Source organism: Pseudomonas gebzensis (genome assembly GCF_034427815.1).
Classification (GTDB): Bacteria; Pseudomonadota; Gammaproteobacteria; order Pseudomonadales; family Pseudomonadaceae; genus Aquipseudomonas.
On record NZ_JAXQNS010000008.1, the window covers coordinates 212,526 to 236,338 of the forward strand.

A 23,813-nucleotide genomic window follows, 5' to 3' on the forward strand; every position below is an offset into this window, starting at 1 on the left:
GGCTTGCCGACTGACCCGCGGAATTGAGTGACCACCATGCCAAAACGTACAGACATCAAAAGCATCCTGATTCTCGGCGCTGGCCCGATCGTGATCGGCCAGGCCTGTGAATTCGACTACTCCGGCGCCCAGGCCTGCAAGGCCCTGCGCGAGGAAGGTTTCCGCGTCATCCTGGTGAACTCCAACCCGGCCACCATCATGACCGACCCTTCCATGGCCGACGCCACCTACATCGAGCCGATCAAATGGCAGACCGTGGCCAAGATCATCGAGAAAGAGCGCCCGGACGCACTGCTGCCGACCATGGGTGGCCAGACTGCGCTGAACTGCGCACTCGACCTGGAGCGCCACGGCGTTCTGGAGCAGTTCGGCGTCGAGATGATCGGCGCTAACGCCGACACCATCGACAAGGCCGAAGACCGTTCGCGCTTTGACAAGGCCATGAAGGCCATCGGCCTGGAATGCCCGCGTTCCGGCATCGCCCACAGCATGGACGAGGCCAATGCAGTGCTCGAGAAGCTCGGCTTCCCGTGCATCATCCGTCCGTCCTTCACCATGGGCGGCACCGGTGGCGGCATCGCCTACAACCGCGAAGAGTTCGAAGAAATCTGCGCCCGTGGCCTGGACCTGTCGCCGACCAAGGAACTGCTGATCGACGAATCGCTGATCGGTTGGAAGGAATACGAGATGGAGGTGGTCCGCGACAAAAAGGACAACTGCATCATCGTCTGCTCCATCGAGAACTTCGACCCGATGGGCGTGCACACCGGTGACTCGATCACCGTAGCGCCGGCGCAGACCCTGACCGATAAGGAATACCAGATCATGCGCAACGCCTCGCTGGCGGTGCTGCGTGAGATCGGTGTGGAAACCGGCGGCTCCAACGTGCAGTTCGGTATCTGCCCGGACACCGGCCGCATGGTCGTGATCGAGATGAACCCGCGCGTGTCGCGTTCTTCGGCACTGGCGTCGAAAGCCACCGGCTTCCCGATCGCCAAGATCGCGGCCAAGCTGGCCGTCGGTTACACCCTCGACGAGCTGCAGAACGACATCACTGGCGGCCGCACCCCAGCGTCCTTCGAGCCGTCGATCGACTACGTCGTGACCAAGCTGCCACGTTTTGCCTTCGAGAAATTCCCCAAGGCCGACGCCCGCCTGACCACGCAGATGAAGTCGGTCGGTGAAGTCATGGCCATCGGCCGGACCTTCCAGGAATCCCTGCAGAAAGCCCTGCGCGGTCTGGAAGTCGGCGTCTGCGGCCTGGACCCTAAAGTCGACCTGGCCAGCGCTGAAGCCGCCAGCATCCTCAAGCGCGAACTGACCGTGCCGGGCGCCGAGCGCATCTGGTACGTGGCCGATGCCATGCGCTCGGGCATGACGTGCGAAGAAATCTTCGCCCTGACCGGGATCGACCTGTGGTTCCTGGTGCAGATGGAAGACCTGATCAAGGAAGAAGAGAAGGTCAAGACCCTGGCCCTGTCGACCATCGACAAGGACTACATGCTGCGCCTCAAGCGCAAAGGCTTCTCTGACCAGCGCCTGGCGAAACTGCTGGGCATCAGCGACAAGAACCTGCGTCGCCACCGCCACAAGCTGGAAGTGTTCCCGGTCTACAAGCGCGTCGACACCTGCGCCGCCGAGTTCGCCACCGACACGGCCTACCTGTATTCGACCTACGAGGAAGAGTGCGAGGCCAACCCGTCGACTCGCGACAAGATCATGATCCTGGGTGGCGGCCCGAACCGTATCGGCCAAGGCATCGAGTTCGATTACTGCTGCGTGCATGCTGCGCTGGCACTGCGTGAAGACGGGTACGAGACCATCATGGTCAACTGCAACCCGGAAACCGTCTCCACCGACTACGACACCTCCGACCGCCTGTACTTCGAGCCGCTGACCCTGGAAGACGTGCTGGAAGTCTGCCGCGTCGAGAAGCCCAAGGGCGTGATCGTCCACTACGGCGGTCAGACCCCGCTGAAACTGGCCCGCGCGCTGGAAGAAGCCGGTGTACCGATCATCGGCACCAGCCCGGACGCCATCGACCGCGCCGAAGACCGCGAGCGCTTCCAGCAGATGGTGCAGCGCCTGAACCTGCTGCAGCCGCCAAACGCCACTGTGCGCAGCGAAGAAGAAGCCGTCGCTGCGGCGGGCGTCATCGGTTACCCGCTGGTCGTGCGTCCTTCGTATGTGTTGGGCGGTCGCGCCATGGAGATCGTCTACGAACTGGACGAGCTCAAGCGCTACCTGCGTGATGCGGTGCAAGTGTCCAACGACAGCCCGGTGCTGCTCGACCACTTCCTCAACTGCGCCATCGAGATGGACGTGGACGCGGTCTGCGACGGTACTGACGTGGTGATCGGCGCGATCATGCAGCACATCGAACAAGCCGGTGTTCACTCCGGAGACTCGGCGTGCTCGCTGCCGCCTTACTCGCTGAGCAAGCACGTCCAGGACCAGGTTCGTGAACAGGTCTCGAAAATGGCCCTGGAGCTGGGCGTGGTCGGTTTGATGAACGTGCAACTGGCGCTGCAGGGCGACAAGATCTACGTGATCGAAGTCAACCCGCGTGCTTCGCGTACCGTACCCTTCGTGTCCAAATGCATCGGCACGTCGCTGGCCATGATCGCGGCCCGCGTCATGGCGGGCAAATCGCTGAAAGAGCTCGGTTTCACCCAAGAAATCGTTCCGAACTTCTACAGCGTCAAGGAAGCCGTCTTCCCGTTCGCCAAGTTCCCGGGTGTTGACCCGATCCTCGGCCCTGAGATGAAATCGACCGGTGAAGTGATGGGCGTGGGCGACAGCTTCGGTGAAGCCTTCGCCAAGGCCCAGATGGGCGCCAGCGAAGTGCTGCCGACCGGCGGCACCGCATTCATCAGCGTGCGCGACGACGACAAGCCACAAGTGGCGGCCGTTGCACGCGACCTGATCGCCCTGGGCTTTGAAGTCGTGGCCACCGTCGGCACGGCCAAGGTGATCGAGGCCGCTGGCCTGAAAGTTCGCCGTGTGAACAAGGTGACCGAAGGTCGTCCGCACGTGGTCGACATGATCAAGAACGACGAAGTGTCGTTGATCATCAACACCACCGAAGGCCGCCAGTCGATTGCCGACTCCTACTCGATCCGCCGCAATGCGCTGCAGCACAAGATCTACTGCACGACGACCATTGCCGCGGGTGAAGCCATCTGTGAAGCGCTGAAATTCGGTCCGGAAAAGACCGTTCGCCGCTTGCAGGATCTGCACGCAGGATTGAACGCATGAGCATTACCAAATACCCGATGACCGTCCAGGGCGCTCGCGCCCTGGAAGAAGAACACCTGTTCCTGAGCAAGACCGAGCGACCGCGCCTGAGCCAGGCCATTGGTGAAGCGCGCGAGCTGGGCGACCTCAAGGAAAACGCTGAATACCATGCCGCCCGCGAAGAGCAGGGCATGGTCGAGGCGCGTATTCGCGACATCGAAGGCCGTATGCAGAATGCGGTGATCATCGATGTCACCACCATCCCGCATAGTGGCAAAGTGATTTTCGGTACGACCGTGGAGCTGGCCAACACCGAGACCGACGAGCGGGTGAAATACCAGATCGTTGGCGAGGACGAAGCTAACATCAAGTTGGGCAAGCTCTCGGCGGGTGCGCCGATCGCTCGCGCCATCATTGGTAAGGATGAAGGCGACATCGTCGTCATCAAGACGCCGAGCGGCACAGTCGAGTACGAGATTGTCGAAGTCCAGCACATCTGACCGACGCCTGCGGGCGCCGTCGCTCGAAGGCATTCTCTGGCAACTGGCCCAGGTGTTCTGGGTCGGTGGCCTGTGGGTGTTCCACGTCGGCCTGGTGCCCGCGCTCAAGGTCTCGGGCCTGGCACCGTTGCTGGTGCAGGACATCGCGGGGCAGATCGATCGCTGGTTGATTGGCGTGGCGTTGCTCGGGCTGCTGACCCAGCTGGCGGTATTGGCGAGGGTAGAAGGCCTGGCGGCGTGGTGGCGGCAGTTCCGCGGGCAGATGCTGTTGCTCGGCTTCAGCGCTTGCGTGGGCTATTACACCTTGCGCTATGGCATCTCGGTGGGTGAGCGCTGGCAGATGTTCTGCTTTCTGGTTCTGGGCTTTTCCGGCATCGTGCTGGTGGCCCAGCCAGTGCCGGTCAGGACGCGTCTGGCGCGCCGCTGACCGAAACCACCGTTACTTGTAGCGGTGGATGTTGGACAGTTGCTTGTTCGGCTGCGGGTTCTTGCGATAGACCAGGGCTTTCTTGCCAATGGTCTGTACCAGCTCGGCGCGGCCGGCCTTGCACAGCGCTGCGATGGTCGCGGCGCGCTCCTCGCGATCCTCGGAGCGGATTTCCACCTTGATCAGTTCGTGATCGGCCAGGGCTCTTTCGAGCTCGGCGACCACACCCTCATTCAGACCGTTGCCGGCGATGATCAAGACCGGCTTGAGGTCATGACCAATGGATTTGTACTGCTTCTTCTGCTCGTTATTGAGCGGCATAATCTGACCCTTTTCGTCTGATTCTGTAAAATTGACCGGCATTTTACCCGAGGGCCCCTGGCTCGCCCAGTCAATCACCACGCATATCATCGAGGTGCCCCGTGGCGCAACGTTCCAAAAGCAGCCAGAACTGGCTGCGAGAGCATTTCAACGACCCCTTCGTCAAACAAGCGCAGAAGGACGGCTACCGCTCCCGGGCCAGCTACAAGCTGCTGGAGATCCAGGAAAAGGACCGCCTGATTCGCCCTGGCATGAGCGTCATCGACCTCGGCGCCGCGCCCGGTGGCTGGTCGCAGGTGACCAGTCGTCTGATCGGTGGTCAGGGGCGGCTTATCGCGTCGGACATCCTCGAGATGGACTCCATCCCCGATGTCACCTTCATCCATGGCGATTTCACCCACGATTCGGTGCTCGAGCAAATCCTCCAGGCGGTCGGCGATTCGCATGTCGACCTTGTGATTTCCGATATGGCCCCCAACATGAGTGGTACGCCTGAGGTCGACATGCCGCGCGCCATGTTCCTGTGCGAGCTGGCACTGGATCTGGCGGGCCGCGTACTGCGCCCCGGCGGTGATTTCCTGATCAAGATTTTCCAGGGCGAAGGCTTTGACAGCTATCTGAAGGATGTCCGCACCCGTTTCGACAAGGTGCAGATGCGCAAGCCGTCCTCTTCCCGGGATCGCTCCCGTGAGCAGTATCTGTTGGGCAAGGGCTTCAAAGGTTGAGAAGACGGGGTGTGTGGCTTGGCCGGCGATAGTTATTTGCAATCGGCGGTCTCGTCAGCAATCTCTGAACTTCGTGTAGGCTGAATTTCACAAAGGGTTACAGACGGTGCCTGCGGGTGCGTAGGTAATGTAGTAAGTTAGGGCGCTGTATATCATGCGAGGCACGGCTGCGTCGTGCGCCGACCTCAGAGGGTAGCTAATTGAACGACATGGCAAAGAATCTGATCCTGTGGTTGATCATCGCGGCAGTCCTGGTGACGGTGATGAACAACTTCTCCAGCCCGAACGAGCCGCAGACCCTCAACTATTCCGACTTCATCCAGCAGGTCAAGGACGGTAAGGTCGAGCGCGTCACGGTCGACGGTGCCGTAATCAATGGCAAGCGTTCCGATGGCGACACCTTCAAGACCATCCGTCCTGCGATTGCCGACAATGGCCTGATCGGCGACCTGGTCGATAACCACGTCGTCGTCGAAGGCAAGCAGCCCGAGCAGCAGAGCATCTGGACTCAGTTGCTGGTTGCCAGCTTCCCGATCCTGATCATCATGGCATTGGCCATGTTCTTCATGCGCCAGATGCAGGGCGGGGCGGGCGGTAAGGGCGGCCCGATGAGCTTTGGCAAGAGCAAGGCGCGGTTGCTGTCCGAAGACCAGGTGAAAACCACCCTTGCAGACGTCGCAGGTTGTGACGAGGCCAAGGAAGAAGTGGGTGAGCTGGTCGAATTCCTGCGCGATCCGGGCAAGTTCCAGCGCCTGGGTGGGCGTATTCCGCGCGGCGTGCTGATGGTCGGCCCGCCAGGCACCGGTAAGACCCTGATCGCCAAGGCGATCGCGGGCGAGGCCAAGGTGCCGTTCTTCACCATTTCCGGTTCCGACTTCGTCGAGATGTTCGTCGGCGTGGGCGCCAGCCGTGTGCGCGACATGTTCGAGCAGGCGAAGAAGCACGCGCCCTGCATCATCTTCATCGACGAAATCGATGCCGTGGGTCGCCACCGTGGTGCCGGCATGGGCGGCGGTCACGATGAGCGTGAGCAGACGCTGAACCAGTTGCTGGTCGAGATGGACGGCTTTGAAATGAACGATGGCATCATCGTCATCGCGGCCACCAACCGTCCTGATGTGCTTGACCCCGCACTGCTGCGTCCAGGCCGTTTCGACCGCCAGGTCGTGGTCGGCCTGCCGGACATTCGCGGTCGCGAGCAGATTCTGAAAGTGCACATGCGCAAAGTGCCGGCAGGCGACAACGTCAACGCTGCGGTCATCGCACGTGGCACGCCTGGCTTCTCCGGTGCCGACCTGGCCAACCTGGTCAACGAGGCCTCGCTGTTCGCCGCCCGCGCTGGCAAGCGCACGGTCGAAATGAAAGAGTTCGAGCTGGCCAAAGACAAGATCATGATGGGCGCCGAGCGCAAGACCATGGTCATGTCCGAGAAGGAAAAACGTAACACCGCCTACCATGAAGCAGGCCATGCGATCGTAGGCCGTGTCGTGCCTGAGCACGATCCGGTCTACAAAGTCTCGATCATTCCTCGTGGTCGGGCTCTGGGCGTCACCATGTTCCTGCCCGAAGAAGACCGTTACAGCCTCTCCAAGCGTGCCCTGATCAGTCAGATCTGCTCGCTGTACGGTGGTCGTATCGCCGAAGAGATGACGCTCGGTTTCGACGGCGTCACCACTGGGGCATCCAACGACATCATGCGTGCCAGCCAGATCGCACGGAACATGGTGACCAAGTGGGGCCTGTCGGAAAAACTCGGGCCGTTGATGTATGCCGAGGAAGAAGGCGAAGTGTTCCTGGGTCGCAGCGCCGGGTCGCAGCAGGCCAGCGTCTCGGGTGACACCGCCAAGCTGATCGACTCCGAAGTACGCAGCATCATCGACCAGTGCTATGCCACGGCGCAGCAGATCCTCACCGAGAACCGCGAAAAGCTCGATGCCATGGCCGATGCGTTGATGAAGTACGAAACCATCGACGCTGACCAGATCGACGACATCATGGCCGGTCGCGCCCCGCGCGAGCCGCGCGACTGGGACAACGATGCCGGCACGCCTGGCAATCCTGCCGCTCAGGGCGACCGCCCCGAGTCCCCGATTGGCGGCCCAGCCGCGGATCACTAAGGGCTTCTATGACCTCCACGCAATACCCCACCCGGTTGCCTTGCGGCAGCCGGGTGCTTGACCTTTCACATACCCATGTCATGGGTATCCTCAATGTCACGCCCGATTCGTTCTCCGACGGTGGTCGATTCGCCCAGCGTGACCAGGCGCTGTTCCACGCCCAGGCGATGGTCGAGGCTGGCGCGACGTTGATCGACATTGGCGGCGAATCGACCCGCCCCGGTGCGCGCGCAGTATCGGTTACCGAAGAGCTGGAGCGCGTCGCGCCCGTGGTCGAAGCCATCAGTGCCCGGCTGGACGTGATCGTCTCCGTCGATACCTCGACACCTGCAGTGATGCGTGAATCGGCGCGTGTCGGCGCTGGCATGATCAACGATGTGCGTGCGCTCGAACGTGATGGGGCGCTGGACGCCGCAGCCGCGACCGGTTTGCCGGTGTGCCTGATGCACATGCGGGGTGAGCCCGGCACGATGCAGGACGACCCTCACTATGACGATGTGACGGCCGAGGTCGCACGCTATCTGCGCCAGCGCATGGCGGCCTGTGCGGCGGCGGGTATTGCGGCAGAACGTATCGTGCTTGACCCGGGATTTGGCTTTGCCAAGACGCTTGAGCACAACCTGAGCCTGTTCAAGCACCTTGAGGCGCTTGCGGAACTTGCCCGTCCGTTGCTGGTCGGTGTGTCGCGCAAGAGTATGATCGGCCTGACGCTGCAACGTCCCGTAGACCAGCGTCTTTACGGCAGCCTGGCCTTGGCGGCCTTGGCAATGACCAAAGGCGCGAGAATTCTGCGCGTGCACGACGTTGCCGAAACAGTTGATGTGGTGCGGATGATCACGGCAGTCCAGAGCGCCGAATAGAATAATTGGAGTGACACATGAGCAGAAAATATTTCGGCACCGACGGCATTCGCGGTCGCGTCGGGCAGTTCCCCATCACGCCTGATTTCATGCTCAAGCTCGGCTGGGCGGCCGGTATGGCGTTCCGCAAACTCGGTCACTGCCGGGTGCTGGTCGGCAAAGACACGCGTATTTCCGGTTACATGTTCGAATCTGCGCTGGAGGCCGGACTGTCTGCGGCCGGCGCAGACGTGATGTTGTTGGGCCCGATGCCCACACCGGCCATCGCTTACCTGACGCGTACGTTCCACGCCGAAGCCGGTATCGTGATCAGCGCCTCGCACAATCCGCACGATGACAACGGCATCAAGTTCTTTTCCGGAAAGGGCACGAAACTGCCGGACGATATCGAGCTGATGATCGAAGAGTTGCTCGACCAGCCCATGACGGTGGTGGATTCCAGTAAATTGGGCAAGGTGTCGCGCATTACCGACGCCGCCGGACGCTACATCGAATTCTGCAAGGGCAGCGTACCCACCGGCACCAGTTTCGAGGGGCTCAAACTGGTTGTCGACTGTGCCCATGGCGCGACCTACAAAGTGGCCCCTAGCGTGTTCCAGGAGCTGGGCGCGGATGTCACCGTGCTGCACGCGCAGCCCGATGGGTTGAACATCAACGAGGGCTGTGGCTCGACGCATATCGAATCGCTACAGGCGGCGGTTCTGGTTGGCCATGCCGACCTTGGCATCGCCTTCGATGGCGACGGCGATCGCGTGCTGATGGTCGACCACACCGGTACCATCGTCGATGGTGACGAGCTGCTGTTCATCCTTGCCCGCGACCTGCAGGCCCGTGGCAAGTTGCAAGGGGGCGTGGTCGGTACACTGATGAGCAACCTCGGCCTGGAGCTCGCGCTGAAGGATCTGGATATTCCGTTCGTGCGTGCCAAGGTCGGGGACCGTTACGTGATGGCCGAGCTGTCGGCGCGCGAATGGCAGCTAGGGGGTGAAAACTCCGGCCACGTGGTCTGCGCCAATCACACCACCACAGGCGATGCGATCATCGCTGCGCTGCAGGTGTTGATGGCGCTCAAGCGTCGAGATGAAACCCTGGCTCAAGCGCGTCAGGCCATACGCAAGTGCCCCCAGGTGCTGATCAACGTGCGCTTTGCCGCCGGTCAGGATGACCCCTTGGAAAACCCGGCTGTGCAACAGGCCAGTGCCCAGGCTACCGAAGCGATGGCCGGGCGGGGACGGGTGCTGCTGCGCAAGTCGGGTACCGAGCCATTGGTGCGGGTCATGGTCGAGGGTGATGACGAAAGTCAGGTCCGTATCCATGCCGAGGCACTGGCGAAACTCGTCTCTCAAGTTTGTGCTTGAAAGTTGCTTGCCAGCGCGTTTCTGGTTGGGTAAGATCTGCGCCCACTTCGACCTGTGAGGTAAAGCATGCGTCGCCCCATGGTAGCTGGTAACTGGAAGATGCACGGTACCCGCGCCGGTGTCGCTGAACTGCTCGAAGGGCTGAATAATATGCCCATGTCGAGTGAGGTCGAAGTTGCGGTTTTTCCTTCTGCTTTGCACGTCGCGCAAGTAATCGATGGGCTTGAAGGCAGCGGAATCGCCGTCGGTGCACAGAATTCTGCAATACAGTCCGAACAGGGCGCGTTGACCGGGGAAGTTGCTCCGAGTCAATTGGCTGAAACAGGTTGCAAGTTGGTGTTGGTAGGTCACTCTGAACGTCGCCAGATCATCGGTGAAAGTGAAGAGGTACTTCAGCAGAAGTTTGCAGCCGCTCAGGCCTGTGGTTTGAAGCCGGTGCTCTGTGTTGGGGAAACCCTTGAGGAGCGCGAGGCGGGCAAGACGCTTGAAGTGGTTGGGCGTCAGTTGAGCAGTATCATCGAAGCTTTCGGTGTTGCCGCTTTTGCCAATGCGGTGGTTGCCTATGAGCCTGTATGGGCCATTGGTACGGGGCTTACGGCCTCTCCGCAACAAGCTCAGGACGTGCATGCGGCCATTCGCGCGCAGTTCGCGACGAAGGACGCCGAGGTGGCTGCGAATCTTCAGCTGCTCTACGGTGGCAGCGTGAAGGCGGCCAACGCGGCCGAACTGTTCGGCATGCCGGATATCGATGGGGGGCTCATTGGTGGAGCTTCCTTGAACGCAGACGAATTCGGTGCAATTTGTCGCGCCGCAGGAAACTGAAATGCTGGAAACAGTCGTAGTTGTTTTTCATCTGTTAGCAGCACTGTCGCTTGTGGCGCTGGTGTTGATGCAACAGGGTAAAGGTGCTGAAGCAGGTGCATCTTTCGGCGCAGGTGCTTCTAATACTGTGTTCGGAAGTCAAGGCTCGGCGACTTTCCTAAGTAAATTCACTGCTATACTTGCTGCCACTTTCTTTTTAACTGCTCTTGGGTTAGGATACTTCGCAAAGGAGAAGGCTCACGAGCTGACTCAAGCAGGTTTGCCAGATCCAGCAGTTCTTGAAGTTAAAGAGCCCAAGCCGGCGGTAAATGATGATGTACCGGTTCTGCAGCAGAAGAGCGAAACCACCCAGCAAGGTGATGTACCTCCTCCCGCTGAAGAATCAAAGTAATACGCTTTACATGTAGTTTTGCCGAGGTGGTGGAATTGGTAGACACGCAACCTTGAGGTGGTTGTGCCCATAGGGTGTAGGGGTTCGAGTCCCCTTCTCGGTACCAATTGAAGCATGAGAGCCCGCTGTAGCGGGCTTTCTTGCAGGTGGAGGTCGGATTGACCCAAAAGGGGTTCAGTCTTATACTTTTGCCCCAGCTTTGTCGCGGGGTGGAGCAGCTTGGTAGCTCGTCGGGCTCATAACCCGAAGGTCGTTGGTTCAAATCCAGCCCCCGCAACCAGCTTCAGCAAAGCCCCTTTTCAGGGGCTTTTTGCTAGCCGAACAGTATTCGGCGCCGTTGTCCAACGGCGTCTTCAGGGATGGGCGCTTCGCCCATTTTTTATTTGCACAGCATGCACGAGGGGGTTCAGGTGTCGAGCAAGCTAGAACAGTTGCAGGCCTTGTTGGCCCCGGTGGTCGAGGGGCTGGGCTTTCAATGCTGGGGGATCGAATACATCTCCCAAGGCAAGCACACGGTGTTACGTGTCTACATCGACAAAGAAGGCGGCATCATGGTCGAGGACTGCGAAGCCGTCAGTCGCCAGATCAGCGGCGTTCTCGATGTCGAAGATCCGATCACCAGTGAGTATGCCCTTGAGGTGTCCTCGCCCGGGATGGATCGGCCGCTGTTCACTCTGGAACAGTACGCCGCGCATGCCGGCGAGCAAGTGAAGATCAAGCTGCGTACGCCGTTTGAAGGCCGTCGCAACTTTCAAGGCCTCCTCCGTGGTGTTGAGGACCAGGATGTGGTGGTCCAGGTGGACCAAAACGAATTCCTGTTGCCGATCGACTCGATCGACAAGGCCAATATTATTCCCAGTTTTGACTGAGACGTGCCGGGTCCGCCGGATTATACGGGCCCAATGGCTTGCGCAAGGCGAGGCGTACGATGAGCAAAGAAGTACTGCTGGTTGTTGAATCGGTATCCAACGAAAAGGGTGTACCCCCTGGCGTTATTTTCGACGCCCTGGAAGTAGCGCTGGCGACCGCAACCAAAAAACGGTTTGAAGACGAAGTCGATCTGCGTGTGGAAATCAATCGCCACACCGGCAGCTACGAGACGTTCCGTCGCTGGACCGTTGTCGACGAAGACGCATTGGACGATCCAGCCATCGAAACCTGGCCGACCAAAGTGCACCTGACCCACCCTGAGGCCCAGGTCGGCGACGTGATCGAAGAAAAGATCGATTCGATCGAGTTCGGTCGCATCGCTGCACAGACCGCCAAGCAGGTGATCGTGCAGAAGGTTCGCGAGGCAGAGCGCGCCCAGGTGGTCGACGCCTACCGCGAGCGGGTCAACGAGATCATCTCCGGCACCGTCAAGAAAGTCACACGTGACAACATCATCGTCGACCTGGGCAACAATGCCGAAGCATTGCTGGCTCGCGAAGACATCATTCCCCGCGAAACCTTCCGGGTCGGTGTGCGTCTGCGCGCACTGCTCAAGGAGATTCGCAGTGAAAACCGCGGCCCTCAGCTGATCCTGTCGCGTACTGCGCCACAGATGCTGATCGAGCTGTTCCGCATCGAGGTCCCGGAAATTGCCGAAGGCCTCATTGAAGTCATGGCCGCCTCTCGGGATCCGGGATCGCGTGCCAAGATCGCCGTCCGCTCCAAGGACAAGCGCATCGATCCACAAGGTGCCTGTATCGGCATGCGTGGTTCGCGTGTGCAAGCTGTGTCCGGCGAGCTGGGTGGTGAGCGTGTCGATATCGTCCTGTGGGACGATAACCCGGCACAATTTGTCATCAACGCCATGTCGCCGGCCGAAGTCGCGGCGATCATCGTTGATGAAGATGCCCATGCCATGGACATCGCCGTCGCCGAAGACAACCTCGCCCAGGCCATCGGTCGTGGCGGGCAGAACGTTCGGCTGGCCAGTCAGTTGACCGGCTGGACCTTGAACGTGATGACCGAGAAGGATATCCAGGCCAAGCAGCAAGCAGAAACTGGCGACATCCTGCGCAATTTCGTTGAAGAACTGGAAGTCGACGAGGAGCTGGCACAAGTGCTGGTCGACGAAGGCTTCACCAGCCTAGAAGAAATTGCCTACGTACCGTTGGAAGAAATGCTCAACATCGATGGCTTCGACGAAGAAATCGTCAACGAGCTTCGCGCTCGTGCCAAGGACCGTTTGTTGACCAAAGCCATCGCTACCGAAGAAAAACTGGCAGACGCCCATCCGGCCGAAGACCTGCTCTCTCTCGAGGGCATGGATCCGGACCTGGCAGCGGAACTGGCGGTGCGCGGCGTGGTTAACCGCGAAGACCTGGCCGAGCAGTCGATTGACGACCTGCTCGACATCGACGGCATCGACGAAGAGCGTGCCGGCAAGTTGATCATGGCCGCCCGAGCCCACTGGTTCGAGTAATTAGGCGCGGCCTGAGGAGAGAAATGCATGACGCAAGTCACGGTGAAAGAACTGGCCCAAGAGGTCGAGGCACCGGTAGAGCGCCTGCTGCAGCAGATGCGCGAGGCGGGTCTGCCACACACCGACGCCGGTCAGGTAGTGACCGACAATGAGAAGCAGGTACTGCTGACTCATTTGAAAAGCAGCCACAAGAGCAAGGCGGAAGAGCCGCGCAAGATTACCTTGCAGCGCAAAACCACCAGCACCTTGCGTGTGGCCGGTAGCAAGAGCATCAGCGTAGAAGTTCGCAAGAAGAAAGTATTCGTTCAGCGCAGCCCTGAAGAAATTCAGGCTGAGCAAAAGCGTGAGCTGGATGAGCGCCGCGCGGCCGAAAACGCCGAGCGCGCCAAGGGCGAAGCTGAAAATCGTCAGCGCACCGAAGAGCAGCCTCGTCGTCCGGCGACCGAAGCCCAGGCCCCTGCGCCTTCGGCCAAGCCCGCCGCTGCCCCTGCTGCTGCGCCTGGCGTTGCCAACGCACCGGTAGCCGACGATGCGGTGGCCCGTGCCGCCGAGCGCAAAAAAGACGAGACCCGTCGTAACGAAACCCGCACTCGCGAGGACGATCGCCGTGGTGGCGAACGTCGTGGTGAAGCACCACGCGTTTCGATCAAGGTCAAAGTGAAGGAAAAAGAGAAGGCGCCGACTCCACGTGCCGCCCCTCGCACCACCGACGAAGAGAGCGATGGCGCTCGTCGTGGCCGTGGTGGCAAAGGCAAGCTGAAGAAGCGCAACCAGCATGGCTTCCAGAGCCCGACCGGCCCGCTCGTGCGTGACGTGAACATCGGCGAGACCATCACCGTCTCCGAGCTGGCTAACCAGATGTCCGTCAAAGGCGCTGAAGTGGTCAAGTTCATGTTCAAGATGGGGACTCCGGTCACCATCAACCAGGTTCTGGACCAGGAAACTGCGCTGTTGATCGCCGAAGAGCTGGGCCACAAGGTCAAGCTGATCAGCGACAGTGCCCTGGAAGATTCCCTGGCCGAGTCGTTGAAGTTCGAAGGTGTGGCTGAATCCCGCGCGCCGGTCGTGACCGTCATGGGCCACGTCGACCACGGTAAAACCTCGCTGCTCGACTACATCCGTCGTGCCAAGGTTGCTGCTGGCGAGGCCGGTGGTATCACCCAGCACATCGGTGCCTACCACGTCGAAACCGACCGTGGCATGGTCACCTTCCTCGACACCCCGGGCCACGCTGCGTTTACCCAGATGCGTGCTCGCGGTGCCAAGGCGACCGACATTGTCATCCTGGTCGTTGCTGCGGACGACGGCGTCATGCCGCAGACCCGCGAAGCGGTCCAGCATGCCAAGGCTGCCGGCGTTCCACTGGTCGTGGCGGTGAACAAGATCGACAAGCCAGGCGCTGACCTCGATCGCATTCGCAACGAGCTGTCGGTCGAAGGCGTGACGTCCGAGGAGTGGGGTGGTGATACCCCGTTCGTCAAGGTGTCGGCCAAGATGGGTACCGGTGTCGACGATCTGCTCGAAGCCGTCCTGCTGCAAGCCGAAGTTCTGGAACTGACTGCCACCCCAACCGCGCCTGGTCGTGGTGTCGTGGTCGAGTCGCGCCTGGACAAGGGCCGTGGTCCGGTCGCTACCATCCTGGTTCAGGACGGTACGCTGCGTCAGGGTGACATGGTCCTGTGCGGTTCGAACTATGGCCGCGTACGTGCCATGCTCGACGAGAACGGCAAGCCTGTGAAGGAAGCTGGCCCGTCGATCCCGGTCGAGATCCTCGGCCTGGATGGCACGCCGGAAGCCGGTGACGAGCTGTCGGTTGTGGCTGACGAGAAGAAAGCCCGCGAAGTTGCCATGTTCCGTCAGGGCAAGTACCGCGAGGTCAAGCTGGCCCGTGCTCACGCTGGCAAGCTGGAAAACATCTTCGAGACCATGGGTCAAGAAGAGAAGAAGACCCTCAACATCGTGCTCAAGACCGATGTTCGTGGCTCGCTCGAGGCGCTGCATGGCTCGCTCGGCGGGTTGGGTAACGACGAAGTGCAGGTGCGTGTGATTGGTGGCGGTGTCGGTGGTATCACCGAGAGCGATGCCAACCTGGCCCTGGCCTCCAACGCTGTTCTGTTCGGCTTCAACGTGCGCGCCGATGCCGGTGCGCGCAAGATCGTCGAGCAGGAAGCGCTGGACATGCGTTACTACAACGTCATCTACGACATCATCGAAGACGTCAAGAAAGCCCTGACCGGCATGCTTGGCAGCGATGTTCGCGAGAACATCCTGGGTGTCGCTGAAGTACGTGATGTGTTCCGTTCGCCGAAATTCGGCGCCATCGCTGGCTGTATGGTCATCGAGGGTACTGTTTACCGCAACCGTCCGATCCGTGTGCTGCGCGACGATGTGGTGATCTTCGAAGGCGAGCTGGAATCGCTGCGTCGCTTCAAGGACGATGCTGCCGAAGTGCGTAATGGCATGGAGTGCGGTATTGGCGTCAAGAGCTACAACGACGTCAAGGTCGGCGACAAGATCGAAGTCTTCGAGAAAGTCCAGGTGGCGCGTACCCTGTAAGGGTCGTGCCGGGCGCCGCCACCGTATTGCTGCGGTGCGCGACGCCTCACCAGGTAGCGCCCGGTCAGGCTTCAGCCTCACCGGGCGTTTGCCGCTTTAGAGACAGGTAGCAACAAGCATGGCAAAAGAATATAGCCGTACCCAACGCATTGGCGATCAGATGCAGCGTGAGCTGGCCGAACTGATCCGCCGTGAAGTCAAAGACCCGCGCGTCGGGCTGGTCACCATCACCGCCGTCGATGTGAGCCGCGATGTGGGTCACGCCAAAGTGTTCATCACCGTGATGGATGACGAAGACGGCACCGCAGTGCCGGAAACCCTGAAGGCCCTGAAGAGCGCTGCGAGCTTCCTGCGCTTGCACCTGGGCCGCTCCATGCAGCTACGCAGCGTGCCGCAGTTGCATTTCCACTATGACGAAAGCGTCAGCCGTGGCGTGCACCTGTCAGCCTTGATCGAGCGCGCCGTGTCGGAAGATCGCCAGCATCAGGCCGACGACGAACCGGACACCAACAAGGAGTAAGCGGTGGCCCAGGTCAAACGTATCCGCCGTAACGTCAGCGGCATTCTCCTGCTCGACAAGCCGTTGGGTTTCACTTCCAATGCCGCCTTGCAAAAGGTCCGTTGGCTGCTCAATGCGGAAAAGGCCGGCCATACCGGCAGCCTCGACCCGTTGGCCACCGGCGTGCTGCCGTTGTGTTTCGGTGAGGCCACCAAGTTTTCCCAATACCTGCTCGACTCCGACAAAGGCTACGAGACGGTCATGCAGCTTGGGCAGACCACCAACACCGGGGACGCCGAAGGGGAAGTTCTGCAGACCCGCGAGGTGACCGTTGGTCGTGCCGATATCGAGGCAGCCTTGCCGGGCTTTCGCGGCCCGATCAGCCAGATACCGCCGATGTACTCGGCCCTCAAGCGGGACGGTCAGCCGCTGTACAAGCTGGCGCGCGCTGGAGAGGTAGTGGAGCGTGAGGCACGTTCTGTTACTATTACCCGTCTTGAGCTTCTCGAAAGTGAAGCAAGCCGGGCCAGGCTGACGGTAGGTTGCACCAAAGGCACCTACATTCGCACGCTGGTGGAAGACATTGGCGAGGTGCTGGGCTGTGGTGCCTATGTCGCAGAGCTGCGGCGCACGCATGCTGGCCCTTTCGAGCTGGCGCAGACGGTTACGCTGGAAGCGTTGGAGCAGGCGCACGCCGAAGGTGGCAGTGAAGCCCTTGATCGGTTCCTGATGCCTTCAGACAGCGGCCTTTTGCATTGGCCACTGGTATGCTTGTCGGCCAACAGCGCGTTTTACTGGCTGCATGGTCAAGCCGTGCGAGCGCCTGATGCGCCGCAGTTCGGCATGGTTCGAGTAAAAGACGAAGACGGTCGCTTCCTGGGTATCGGTGAAGTGAGCGAAGACGGGCGCATTGCGCCGCGTCGACTGATTCGGTCGGAATGACCGGAACCACAGGCAAAGGCGTTTGCCCGAACCTGTGGATAAAAAGGGTGGCTGTTATTAGGCGCGGTCATACCTTCCTTTATCAATACGGGGTTTTCCCCGGCCTATTGGGATTCGCTTACGGATTCCGTTTATCAGGAGAAGCCAGATGGCACTCAGCGTTGAAGACAAAGCCCAGATCGTTGCCGACTATCAGCAAGCCGCCGGTGACACCGGTAGCCCGGAAGTGCAGGTTGCTCTGCTGACCGCCAACATCAACAAGCTGCAAGGTCACTTCAAGATCAACGGTAAAGACCACCACTCCCGTCGTGGTCTGATTCGTATGGTCAACCAGCGTCGTAAGCTGCTGGATTACCTGAAGGGCAAAGACACCACGCGTTACAGCACCCTGATCGGTCGCCTGGGCCTGCGTCGCTAATAGCGGCCTGGCCAGTGGTGTGCATGGCGTGTCGCAGGCTTCGGCAGCGTTGCTCTGCAGCGTTGCCGTCGGACACGCCACGCGTATCTTCGAGGTTGGCAGCCTGACCCCGTTCGGTTTTTACCGCGCGGCAGTCAGGCTCCCAGCCTCGTGTTGTATCTGGACGGTCAACAGGGCCAATTCCCTGTTCTGCCCAAGAATTCGCAAGAAACCAGTTCCCCCAGAGCCACTAAGAAGGTAGGAAACCGTGAACCCGGTAATCAAGAAATTTCAGTTCGGTCAGTCGACCGTCACGCTAGAAACCGGCCGCATTGCCCGTCAGGCAAGCGGCGCCGTGCTGGTCACCGTCGATAACGATGTCACCGTACTGGTGACCGTGGTCGGTGCCAAGCAAGCCGATCCAGGCAAGGGCTTCTTCCCTCTGTCGGTGCATTACCAGGAAAAAACCTACGCTGCCGGCAAGATCCCCGGCGGCTTCTTCAAGCGCGAAGGCCGTCCTTCCGAGAAAGAGACCCTGACCTCGCGCCTGATCGATCGTCCGATCCGCCCGCTGTTCCCCGAAGGCTTCATGAACGAAGTGCAGGTTGTCTGCACCGTCGTCTCCACCAGCAAGAAAACCGACCCGGACATCGCTGCGATGATCGGTACCTCGGCGGCCCTGGCCATCTCCGGCATTCCGTTCGAAGGCCCGATCGGCGCCGCTCGCGTGGCTTTCCATGAGAGCACCGGCTACCTGCTGAACCCGACCTACGAGCAACTGGCGGCCTCGAGCCTGGACATGGTTGTTGCCGGTACTGCCGACGCCGTGCTCATGGTCGAATCCGAAGCCCAAGAGCTCACCGAAGACCAGATGCTGGGCGCCGTGCTGTTTGCCCACGACGAACTCCAGGCTGTCATCAAGGCGGTCAAGGAGCTGGCTGCCGAAGCTGCCAAGCCGACCTGGGACTGGAAACCCGCCGTTGCCAACACCCAGCTGTTCGACGCCATCCGCGCCGAGTTCGGTGAAGCGGTTTCCCAGGGCTACACCGTTACCGTCAAGGCCGACCGTTACGCCCGTCTGGGCGAGCTGCGTGACCAGGCGATCGCCAAGTTCTCCGGTGAGGAAGGCCAGCCTACCGCCGCTCAGGTCAAAGAAATCTTCGGCGAAATCGAATACCGCACCGTTCGCGAGAACATCGTCAACGGCAAGCCGCGTATCGATGGCCGTGACACCAAGACCGTGCGCCCGCTGAACATCGAAGTCGGTGTTCTGCCGAAAACCCACGGTTCGGCCCTGTTCACCCGTGGTGAAACGCAGGCGCTGGTCGTCGCGACCCTGGGTACTGCCCGTGACGCGCAGCTGCTCGACACCCTCGAAGGCGAGAAGAAAGACCCCTTCATGCTGCACTACAACTTCCCACCGTTCTCGGTCGGTGAGTGTGGTCGCATGGGCGGCGCTGGCCGTCGTGAAATCGGCCACGGCCGCCTGGCCCGCCGTTCGGTTCAGGCCATGCTGCCGGGTGCTGATGTCTTCCCGTACACCATCCGCGTTGTCTCGGAAATCACCGAATCCAACGGCTCCAGCTCCATGGCTTCGGTCTGCGGTGCTTCCCTGGCCCTGATGGACGCCGGTGTGCCGATGAAAGCGCCGGTTGCCGGTATCGCCATGGGCCTGGTCAAGGAAGGCGAAAAGTTCGCCATCCTTACCGACATCCTGGGTGATGAAGACCACTTGGGCGACATGGACTTCAAAGTAGCCGGTACCGCCAAAGGCGTCACCGCGCTGCAGATGGACATCAAGATCAACGGCATCACCGAAGAGATCATGGAAATCGCCCTGGGCCAGGCCCTGGAAGCGCGCCTGAACATCCTCGGTCAGATGAACCAGATCATTGCCCAGTCGCGTACCGAGCTGTCGGCCAACGCACCGACCATGATCGCGATGAAGATCGACACCGACAAGATTCGTGACGTCATCGGCAAAGGCGGCGCGACCATCCGTGCCATCTGCGAAGAAACCAAGGCGTCGATCGACATCGAAGACGATGGCTCGATCAAGATCTTCGGCGAGAGCAAAGAGGCTGCAGAAGCCGCCCGTCAGCGCGTACTGGGTATCACCGCTGAAGCCGAGATCGGCAAGATCTACGTGGGCAAGGTCGAGCGCATCGTCGACTTCGGCGCGTTCGTCAACATCCTGCCGGGCAAAGACGGCCTGGTGCACATCTCGATGCTCAGCAATGAGCGCGTAGAGAAAGTGACCGACGTGCTGAAAGAAGGTCAGGAAGTTGAAGTACTGGTACTGGACGTGGACAACCGCGGCCGTATCAAGCTGTCGATCAAAGACGTAGCGGCGGCGAAATCGTCCGGCGTGTAAGCGTGATCGAGCACTAAAAGGAAGGGGCCTCTAGCAGGCCCCTTTTTTTTGCCTGTCGTTCTTATTGGTGGACTTGCATCTTGCATGCACGATTTGACGACTGCTTGCAAAATGCACGAAAGGTGAAGTTGTGAGCACTAGCTATACCTTTGATTTAAAAGGATATTTATTAATTAATGAACCTGGCACAGCCTCTGCAATCTATTTATTACCTGCAGCCGGCAACCACGGCGCAGACCTTTCGAAAAACAGGAGTGTCTTGTATGAAGAAGTTCGCTATCGCTGCCGCCGCCGCCACTGCTCTGACCCTGACCATGACCAACGCGGCTTTCGCTGCCCAGCAAACTTCCCAGGCTCCGCTGATCATGGCGGCTGGCGAAGCGACTAAAGCCAAGCAAGAAACCAGCGATACCTGGATCACCACCAAGGTCAAAGCTGACCTGCTGACCGAGAAAGGCATCCCAGGCTCGGACATCACCGTTGAAACCACCCACGGTGTAGTCGCACTGTCCACCAACGATGGTGTTACTCTGACTGAAGCCCAGAAAACCACCGCCGTTGCTATCACCAAGAAAATCAAAGGCGTGAAGAGCGTTACCACTGAAGCGCTGAAAACTCAGTAATACGCGTCTGTCGCTCGATTCATCGAGCAACCAAGCAGCCCCGGCAGTGATGCCGGGGCTGTTTTGTTTATGGGTTTTGTTGGGCCGTGGCAGTGCGTGTGTTCAGGGCATTGGCCCCGCAGGGAAGGCGGGTGCCCGAGTCGTCAACCCTGACGCCGGGCCGGACAGCGCCCCAGTAACGTTGTTTACTTACGGCGGTAGGATCGAGCGCGCTGCGCACTGTTCATCGAGCGCCAGCTGACGTTCACCCACAGCTTATTCATCGCGCTGCATTGGCCTCTGGCTGCCGGTGCACCTGAGCGTGTTACCCCGCGTCCAGATGCAGTGGCGTAATCACCTTCCCATCTTTTTGCGCTTGCCCCAGCGTGGTGTCGATGAAGTACACCCGATCGTCCTCGAGCCCGCCTTTGTCTACCAGATAGTCCTTGATGCTGCTGGCCCGATCCTGGCCCAGCTGACGTTGCAACGTGGCGCTCTCAGACCAGTATTTCAACACGGCATCGCGCAACTGGCGGCTACGCTCGTCACGGCTCAGCTGCTCCCACTGCGCTGGCGGCTGTTGTTTCAGACGCAGGCGGTAGATGCCCTCGAGCATGGCGGGCTTGTCATCGTCGCTGACCACCAGTTGAGAGGCATTGGCAGGCACCTTGTCACCACGGCGCTGCAAGATCTTGTACCAAGTGACCTGATATTCCCGGTCCAGGCGCTGCTGGGCCAGCAGCGGCCCGTCGCTGGACTGCGCGCTGGTGCCCTCGATCTCCAGGCGCAGCTGCGGCCGCGCCTTGAGGCCGCTGGCCAGTTTGTCCAGCGCAGCGCGCGCCTCGGGGCTCAGCTGGCTGGACCCTGGGGCGAAGGCCACTGTGCTGAGGTCTTGCGAATGCCCGCCGGCCACCAGCCCGCCAATGATCTTGAACGGCGCCTGCACGGCGCGTAGTGCCAGGTTGCGCAGGGTCTGCCAGACGATCGGCATCACGCTGAACTGCGGATTGTTGAGGTCGCCCGACACGGGCAGCTCGATGGAGATCTTGCCGTGGGTGTCTTTGAGCAGCGCGACGGCGAGGCGAATGGGCAAGTCGACGGCATCGGGGCTGTCCACCCGATCGCCCAGTTGCAATTGCTCGACCACCACCGTGTTCTCCGCCTTGAGCTGACCCTGCGTAATCACGTAATGCAGGTCGAGGTTCAACCGACCTTTGCGGATACGGTAGCCGGCGAACTTGCCCGAGTAGGGCGTCAGCGTGGTCAGCTCAACGCGGCGGAAGCTGGCCGCGATGTCCAGGCTGTCCATCGGGTTGAAGGGGTTGAGGGCCCCATGAATGATCACCGGTGCGTAACGGTCCACCTTGCCCTTGATATCGACCTTGGCCGGCAGCGACTGGCGGTTGTCGATGGTCCCGACCACGCCGTTGAGCTGCTGGGCGGCAGTCGCGAAGTTGGGGGTGAGGGTCAGGTCGGCGAAGTTCGCCGAGCCGTCGGCGATATCGATCCGGCCGATGCGAATCCCCAAGGGTTTCTCCGTACGGCGGGCGGCAGGGGGCTCGCTCGCGGCTTGAGCGCCTTTGGGCTGCGCAATCAGCAGGTCGTCGAGGTTGGTGGTGCGATCTTCGTTGATGATGAAACGGGCATAGGGCTGCTGAAGGTGGATTGTGTCAATCGACACCGCATCGCCATGCACGTAGCGGATACCCTCGGCGTTGATCCGCTCCCACTTGATCAGATCACGGTTCTTGATGGTGTCGAGGGTGTGCAACTGGTCGACCTGGGCGTTGCCACTGACCGTCAAGGCCAAAGGCTCGACGCTGCTGAGGTTCACGTTCAGCGCGCTGCTCAGCATGCCGCTGCGCAACTCGAGGAGGATATAAGGGCTGATATACGCCTGGGCAATGCGCAGGTCGAGGTCCTGGGTGCCGACATCGAGCTTGGCGCTGACCGGCGCCAGGTTGACCTGGCCGGTGGCCTGCAGCTTGCCTTGCTTGCCGATACCGGTGTCGAGCTTGAGTGCGAAGGGTGAGCCATTGAGGCTGTCGAAGCCGGTCATGCTCAGGTTCAGCGGGCCGACTTCAAGGGCCACAGGCTCTTTCTGCCGACGGTCTTCGAGGTGGATCAGGGCGCCACGGGTCTGCACATCCTTGAGCAACACCTGCCAGGGCTTGGCAGGCGCTGCGGGCTGCTTGCTCACCGGCGTTGCGCTGGCTGGGGCAGCCTTGGCCTTGGCGCTGGGCGTGCGCGGTTTGCCAGGCTCGCCGGCGAGCAACACCTGCCAGTCCAGTTGCCCATCGCGCTCCAGCGCAGCCCAGGTTTCGAGCTTTTCGCTGCGCACTTTGCCCACGCGTATTTTCTGCTGGGCCAGGTCGATGGACGCCTCGCTGATCTTCAGGCTGGCCAAACGCGCCAAGGGGCGGCCGTCGGGTGCGTTGATGGCAAATGGCGCCACTTGCACCGATGTCTGGTCCAGGCGCAGCTCGGTATCTTTGGCCAGGTTCAGGGTGTACTGGGTATCGAGGCTCAGGACGCCGTCTTGCAGCACCAGCGGCAGCGCATCGCGCACGTAGGGCCACCACAGCTTCATCTTGGCGTCAGTGACCTTGAGGGTGCCCTTGGAGGCGATGGGCGAGAGGCTCAGGCTGCCTTGCCAGTCGATACGTCCACCGGCCGGGCTTTTCGCCACCAGGCTCATGTCGGCGTTGTCATCGGCAAGCGTGCTGAGGTTCTTCAGCTGCAGATTCATCGAATCGTAGAGGAACTCGATCGGCTCGCTGGGGCGCAGGTCGCGGAAATGCAGGTAGCCCTCGTTGATCGCCAGATGATCCACGCGTAGCGGGAAGGGCTCGCTGGCCGGTTGCTCGGCGGGTGATTCACTGGGCGGCAGGGTGAACAACCGCGTGAGGTTGAGCTGACCGTTCTTGCTGAACAGCAATTCGGTGCGCGGGGCGTCCAGCGTTACCGACGCCAGGTGCAGGGCGCGGCGCCACAGGCTATCGAGCTGCAGGTTGGCGTACAGTCGCTCGAACCCGACCTGGGCCTTGCCTGGCTCACCCACCTCAAGCCCCCAGAGCGTCAGCTCCAGGGTGAACGGATTGAATTCGACACGTTGCAGATGCGCCGGCACGCTGGCGTACTGCGTCAGCTGCTGGTTGGCGATGCGCAGCGCGATGCCTGGCAGCACCAGAAAACCCAGCAGGCTGTACAAGGTCAACAAGGCCAGGAGGGTGCCAAGGGCGCGGGTCAATCCTTTGAGCATGGAGGGCGTCGTC

Annotated in this window: 19 protein-coding genes and 2 tRNA genes; 19 read left to right on the forward strand and 2 right to left on the reverse strand. The window is 60.7% G+C overall.

Annotation, left to right across the window (positions count from 1 at the left end; translation table 11 throughout):
• The first annotated feature begins 36 nt into the window (after positions 1 to 36).
• The 3 genes from carB to SJI00_RS16560 are packed head-to-tail and all read left to right on the forward strand — an operon-like array spanning position 37 to position 4,164.
• Entirely contained in the window at positions 37 to 3,258 is a 3,222-nt protein-coding gene (gene carB / locus SJI00_RS16550) for a carbamoyl-phosphate synthase large subunit (protein ID WP_322462783.1), read from the forward strand.
• Positions 3,255 to 3,737, forward strand: a complete 483-nt coding sequence (greA, locus tag SJI00_RS16555) for a transcription elongation factor GreA (RefSeq protein WP_322462784.1) — start codon at positions 3,255 to 3,257, stop codon at positions 3,735 to 3,737. The genes carB and greA overlap by 4 nt, the downstream gene beginning before the upstream one ends.
• Positions 3,715 to 4,164, forward strand: a complete 450-nt coding sequence (locus SJI00_RS16560; RefSeq protein WP_322462785.1) for an MFS transporter — start codon at positions 3,715 to 3,717, stop codon at positions 4,162 to 4,164. Before greA ends, SJI00_RS16560 begins: the two co-directional genes overlap by 23 nt.
• 12 nt (positions 4,165 to 4,176) lie before the next feature.
• Here the strand turns inward: SJI00_RS16560 and yhbY are convergent, their stop codons facing one another.
• Positions 4,177 to 4,485 (reverse strand): ribosome assembly RNA-binding protein YhbY, encoded by a 309-nt coding sequence (gene yhbY / locus SJI00_RS16565; protein ID WP_322462786.1) that lies wholly within the window; start codon positions 4,483 to 4,485, stop codon positions 4,177 to 4,179.
• 101 nt (positions 4,486 to 4,586) lie between these two features.
• On the opposite strand from yhbY, the gene rlmE reads away from it, so the two are divergent.
• The 16 genes from rlmE to SJI00_RS16645 all read left to right on the forward strand — a co-directional run bounded on the left by rlmE (position 4,587) and on the right by SJI00_RS16645 (position 20,559).
• Positions 4,587 to 5,210, forward strand: a complete 624-nt coding sequence (gene rlmE / locus SJI00_RS16570; RefSeq protein WP_322462787.1) for a 23S rRNA (uridine(2552)-2'-O)-methyltransferase RlmE — start codon at positions 4,587 to 4,589, stop codon at positions 5,208 to 5,210.
• Positions 5,211 to 5,419: 209 nt separating this feature from the next.
• A complete protein-coding gene (gene ftsH / locus SJI00_RS16575; RefSeq protein WP_322462788.1) occupies positions 5,420 to 7,327 on the forward strand; it encodes an ATP-dependent zinc metalloprotease FtsH in 1,908 nt (635 codons plus the stop codon).
• Positions 7,328 to 7,335: 8 nt separating this feature from the next.
• Positions 7,336 to 8,187, forward strand: coding sequence for a dihydropteroate synthase (gene folP, locus SJI00_RS16580; protein ID WP_322462789.1), 852 nt, complete (start codon positions 7,336 to 7,338; stop codon positions 8,185 to 8,187).
• A gap of 17 nt (positions 8,188 to 8,204) precedes the next feature.
• A complete protein-coding gene (gene glmM / locus SJI00_RS16585; protein WP_322462790.1) occupies positions 8,205 to 9,545 on the forward strand; it encodes a phosphoglucosamine mutase in 1,341 nt (446 codons plus the stop codon).
• 66 nt (positions 9,546 to 9,611) lie between these two features.
• On the forward strand, positions 9,612 to 10,367 hold the full coding sequence (gene tpiA, locus SJI00_RS16590) for a triose-phosphate isomerase (RefSeq protein WP_322462791.1): 756 nt from the start codon (positions 9,612 to 9,614) through the stop codon (positions 10,365 to 10,367).
• A gap of 1 nt (position 10,368) precedes the next feature.
• Positions 10,369 to 10,758: a preprotein translocase subunit SecG gene (gene secG, locus SJI00_RS16595; RefSeq protein WP_322462792.1), complete on the forward strand. Its 390-nt coding sequence runs from the start codon at positions 10,369 to 10,371 to the stop codon at positions 10,756 to 10,758.
• 20 nt (positions 10,759 to 10,778) lie between these two features.
• Positions 10,779 to 10,864: transfer RNA gene (locus tag SJI00_RS16600), tRNA-Leu, on the forward strand.
• Between the two features lie 97 nt (positions 10,865 to 10,961).
• A tRNA-Met gene (locus tag SJI00_RS16605) sits at positions 10,962 to 11,038 on the forward strand.
• Positions 11,039 to 11,168: 130 nt separating this feature from the next.
• A complete protein-coding gene (gene rimP, locus SJI00_RS16610) occupies positions 11,169 to 11,627 on the forward strand; it encodes a ribosome maturation factor RimP (RefSeq protein WP_312932353.1) in 459 nt (152 codons plus the stop codon).
• 59 nt (positions 11,628 to 11,686) lie between these two features.
• Positions 11,687 to 13,168, forward strand: a complete 1,482-nt coding sequence (nusA, locus tag SJI00_RS16615) for a transcription termination factor NusA (RefSeq protein ID WP_322462793.1) — start codon at positions 11,687 to 11,689, stop codon at positions 13,166 to 13,168.
• Between the two features lie 27 nt (positions 13,169 to 13,195).
• Positions 13,196 to 15,724, forward strand: a complete 2,529-nt coding sequence (gene infB / locus SJI00_RS16620) for a translation initiation factor IF-2 (protein WP_322462794.1) — start codon at positions 13,196 to 13,198, stop codon at positions 15,722 to 15,724.
• 118 nt (positions 15,725 to 15,842) lie between these two features.
• Entirely contained in the window at positions 15,843 to 16,244 is a 402-nt protein-coding gene (gene rbfA / locus SJI00_RS16625; RefSeq protein WP_322462795.1) for a 30S ribosome-binding factor RbfA, read from the forward strand.
• 3 nt (positions 16,245 to 16,247) lie between these two features.
• Positions 16,248 to 17,165, forward strand: coding sequence for a tRNA pseudouridine(55) synthase TruB (gene truB, locus SJI00_RS16630; RefSeq protein ID WP_322462796.1), 918 nt, complete (start codon positions 16,248 to 16,250; stop codon positions 17,163 to 17,165).
• 148 nt (positions 17,166 to 17,313) lie between these two features.
• On the forward strand, positions 17,314 to 17,583 hold the full coding sequence (rpsO, locus tag SJI00_RS16635; protein ID WP_312932290.1) for a 30S ribosomal protein S15: 270 nt from the start codon (positions 17,314 to 17,316) through the stop codon (positions 17,581 to 17,583).
• Positions 17,584 to 17,830: 247 nt separating this feature from the next.
• Positions 17,831 to 19,936, forward strand: a complete 2,106-nt coding sequence (pnp, locus tag SJI00_RS16640; protein ID WP_322462797.1) for a polyribonucleotide nucleotidyltransferase — start codon at positions 17,831 to 17,833, stop codon at positions 19,934 to 19,936.
• Between the two features lie 263 nt (positions 19,937 to 20,199).
• Positions 20,200 to 20,559: a BON domain-containing protein gene (locus tag SJI00_RS16645; protein WP_312932351.1), complete on the forward strand. Its 360-nt coding sequence runs from the start codon at positions 20,200 to 20,202 to the stop codon at positions 20,557 to 20,559.
• Between the two features lie 304 nt (positions 20,560 to 20,863).
• Here the strand turns inward: SJI00_RS16645 and SJI00_RS16650 are convergent, their stop codons facing one another.
• Positions 20,864 to 23,800: a DUF748 domain-containing protein gene (locus tag SJI00_RS16650; protein WP_322462798.1), complete on the reverse strand. Its 2,937-nt coding sequence runs from the start codon at positions 23,798 to 23,800 to the stop codon at positions 20,864 to 20,866.
• Positions 23,801 to 23,813 lie beyond the last annotated feature (13 nt).

Bases quoted from the DNA above. Each gene is read 5' to 3' on its own strand.
- carB (WP_322462783.1), top strand. From the start codon at position 37: ATGCCAAAACGTACAGACATCAAAAGCATCCTGATTCTCGGCGCTGGC.
- SJI00_RS16650 (WP_322462798.1), bottom strand. From the start codon at position 23,800: ATGCTCAAAGGATTGACCCGCGCCCTTGGCACCCTCCTGGCCTTGTTG.
- greA (WP_322462784.1), top strand. From the start codon at position 3,255: ATGAGCATTACCAAATACCCGATGACCGTCCAGGGCGCTCGCGCCCTG.
- rbfA (WP_322462795.1), top strand. From the start codon at position 15,843: ATGGCAAAAGAATATAGCCGTACCCAACGCATTGGCGATCAGATGCAG.
- rpsO (WP_312932290.1), top strand. From the start codon at position 17,314: ATGGCACTCAGCGTTGAAGACAAAGCCCAGATCGTTGCCGACTATCAG.
- tpiA (WP_322462791.1), top strand. From the start codon at position 9,612: ATGCGTCGCCCCATGGTAGCTGGTAACTGGAAGATGCACGGTACCCGC.
- glmM (WP_322462790.1), top strand. From the start codon at position 8,205: ATGAGCAGAAAATATTTCGGCACCGACGGCATTCGCGGTCGCGTCGGG.
- folP (WP_322462789.1), top strand. From the start codon at position 7,336: ATGACCTCCACGCAATACCCCACCCGGTTGCCTTGCGGCAGCCGGGTG.
- infB (WP_322462794.1), top strand. From the start codon at position 13,196: ATGACGCAAGTCACGGTGAAAGAACTGGCCCAAGAGGTCGAGGCACCG.
- ftsH (WP_322462788.1), top strand. From the start codon at position 5,420: ATGGCAAAGAATCTGATCCTGTGGTTGATCATCGCGGCAGTCCTGGTG.
- nusA (WP_322462793.1), top strand. From the start codon at position 11,687: ATGAGCAAAGAAGTACTGCTGGTTGTTGAATCGGTATCCAACGAAAAG.
- secG (WP_322462792.1), top strand. From the start codon at position 10,369: ATGCTGGAAACAGTCGTAGTTGTTTTTCATCTGTTAGCAGCACTGTCG.
- yhbY (WP_322462786.1), bottom strand. From the start codon at position 4,485: ATGCCGCTCAATAACGAGCAGAAGAAGCAGTACAAATCCATTGGTCAT.
- SJI00_RS16645 (WP_312932351.1), top strand. From the start codon at position 20,200: ATGAAGAAGTTCGCTATCGCTGCCGCCGCCGCCACTGCTCTGACCCTG.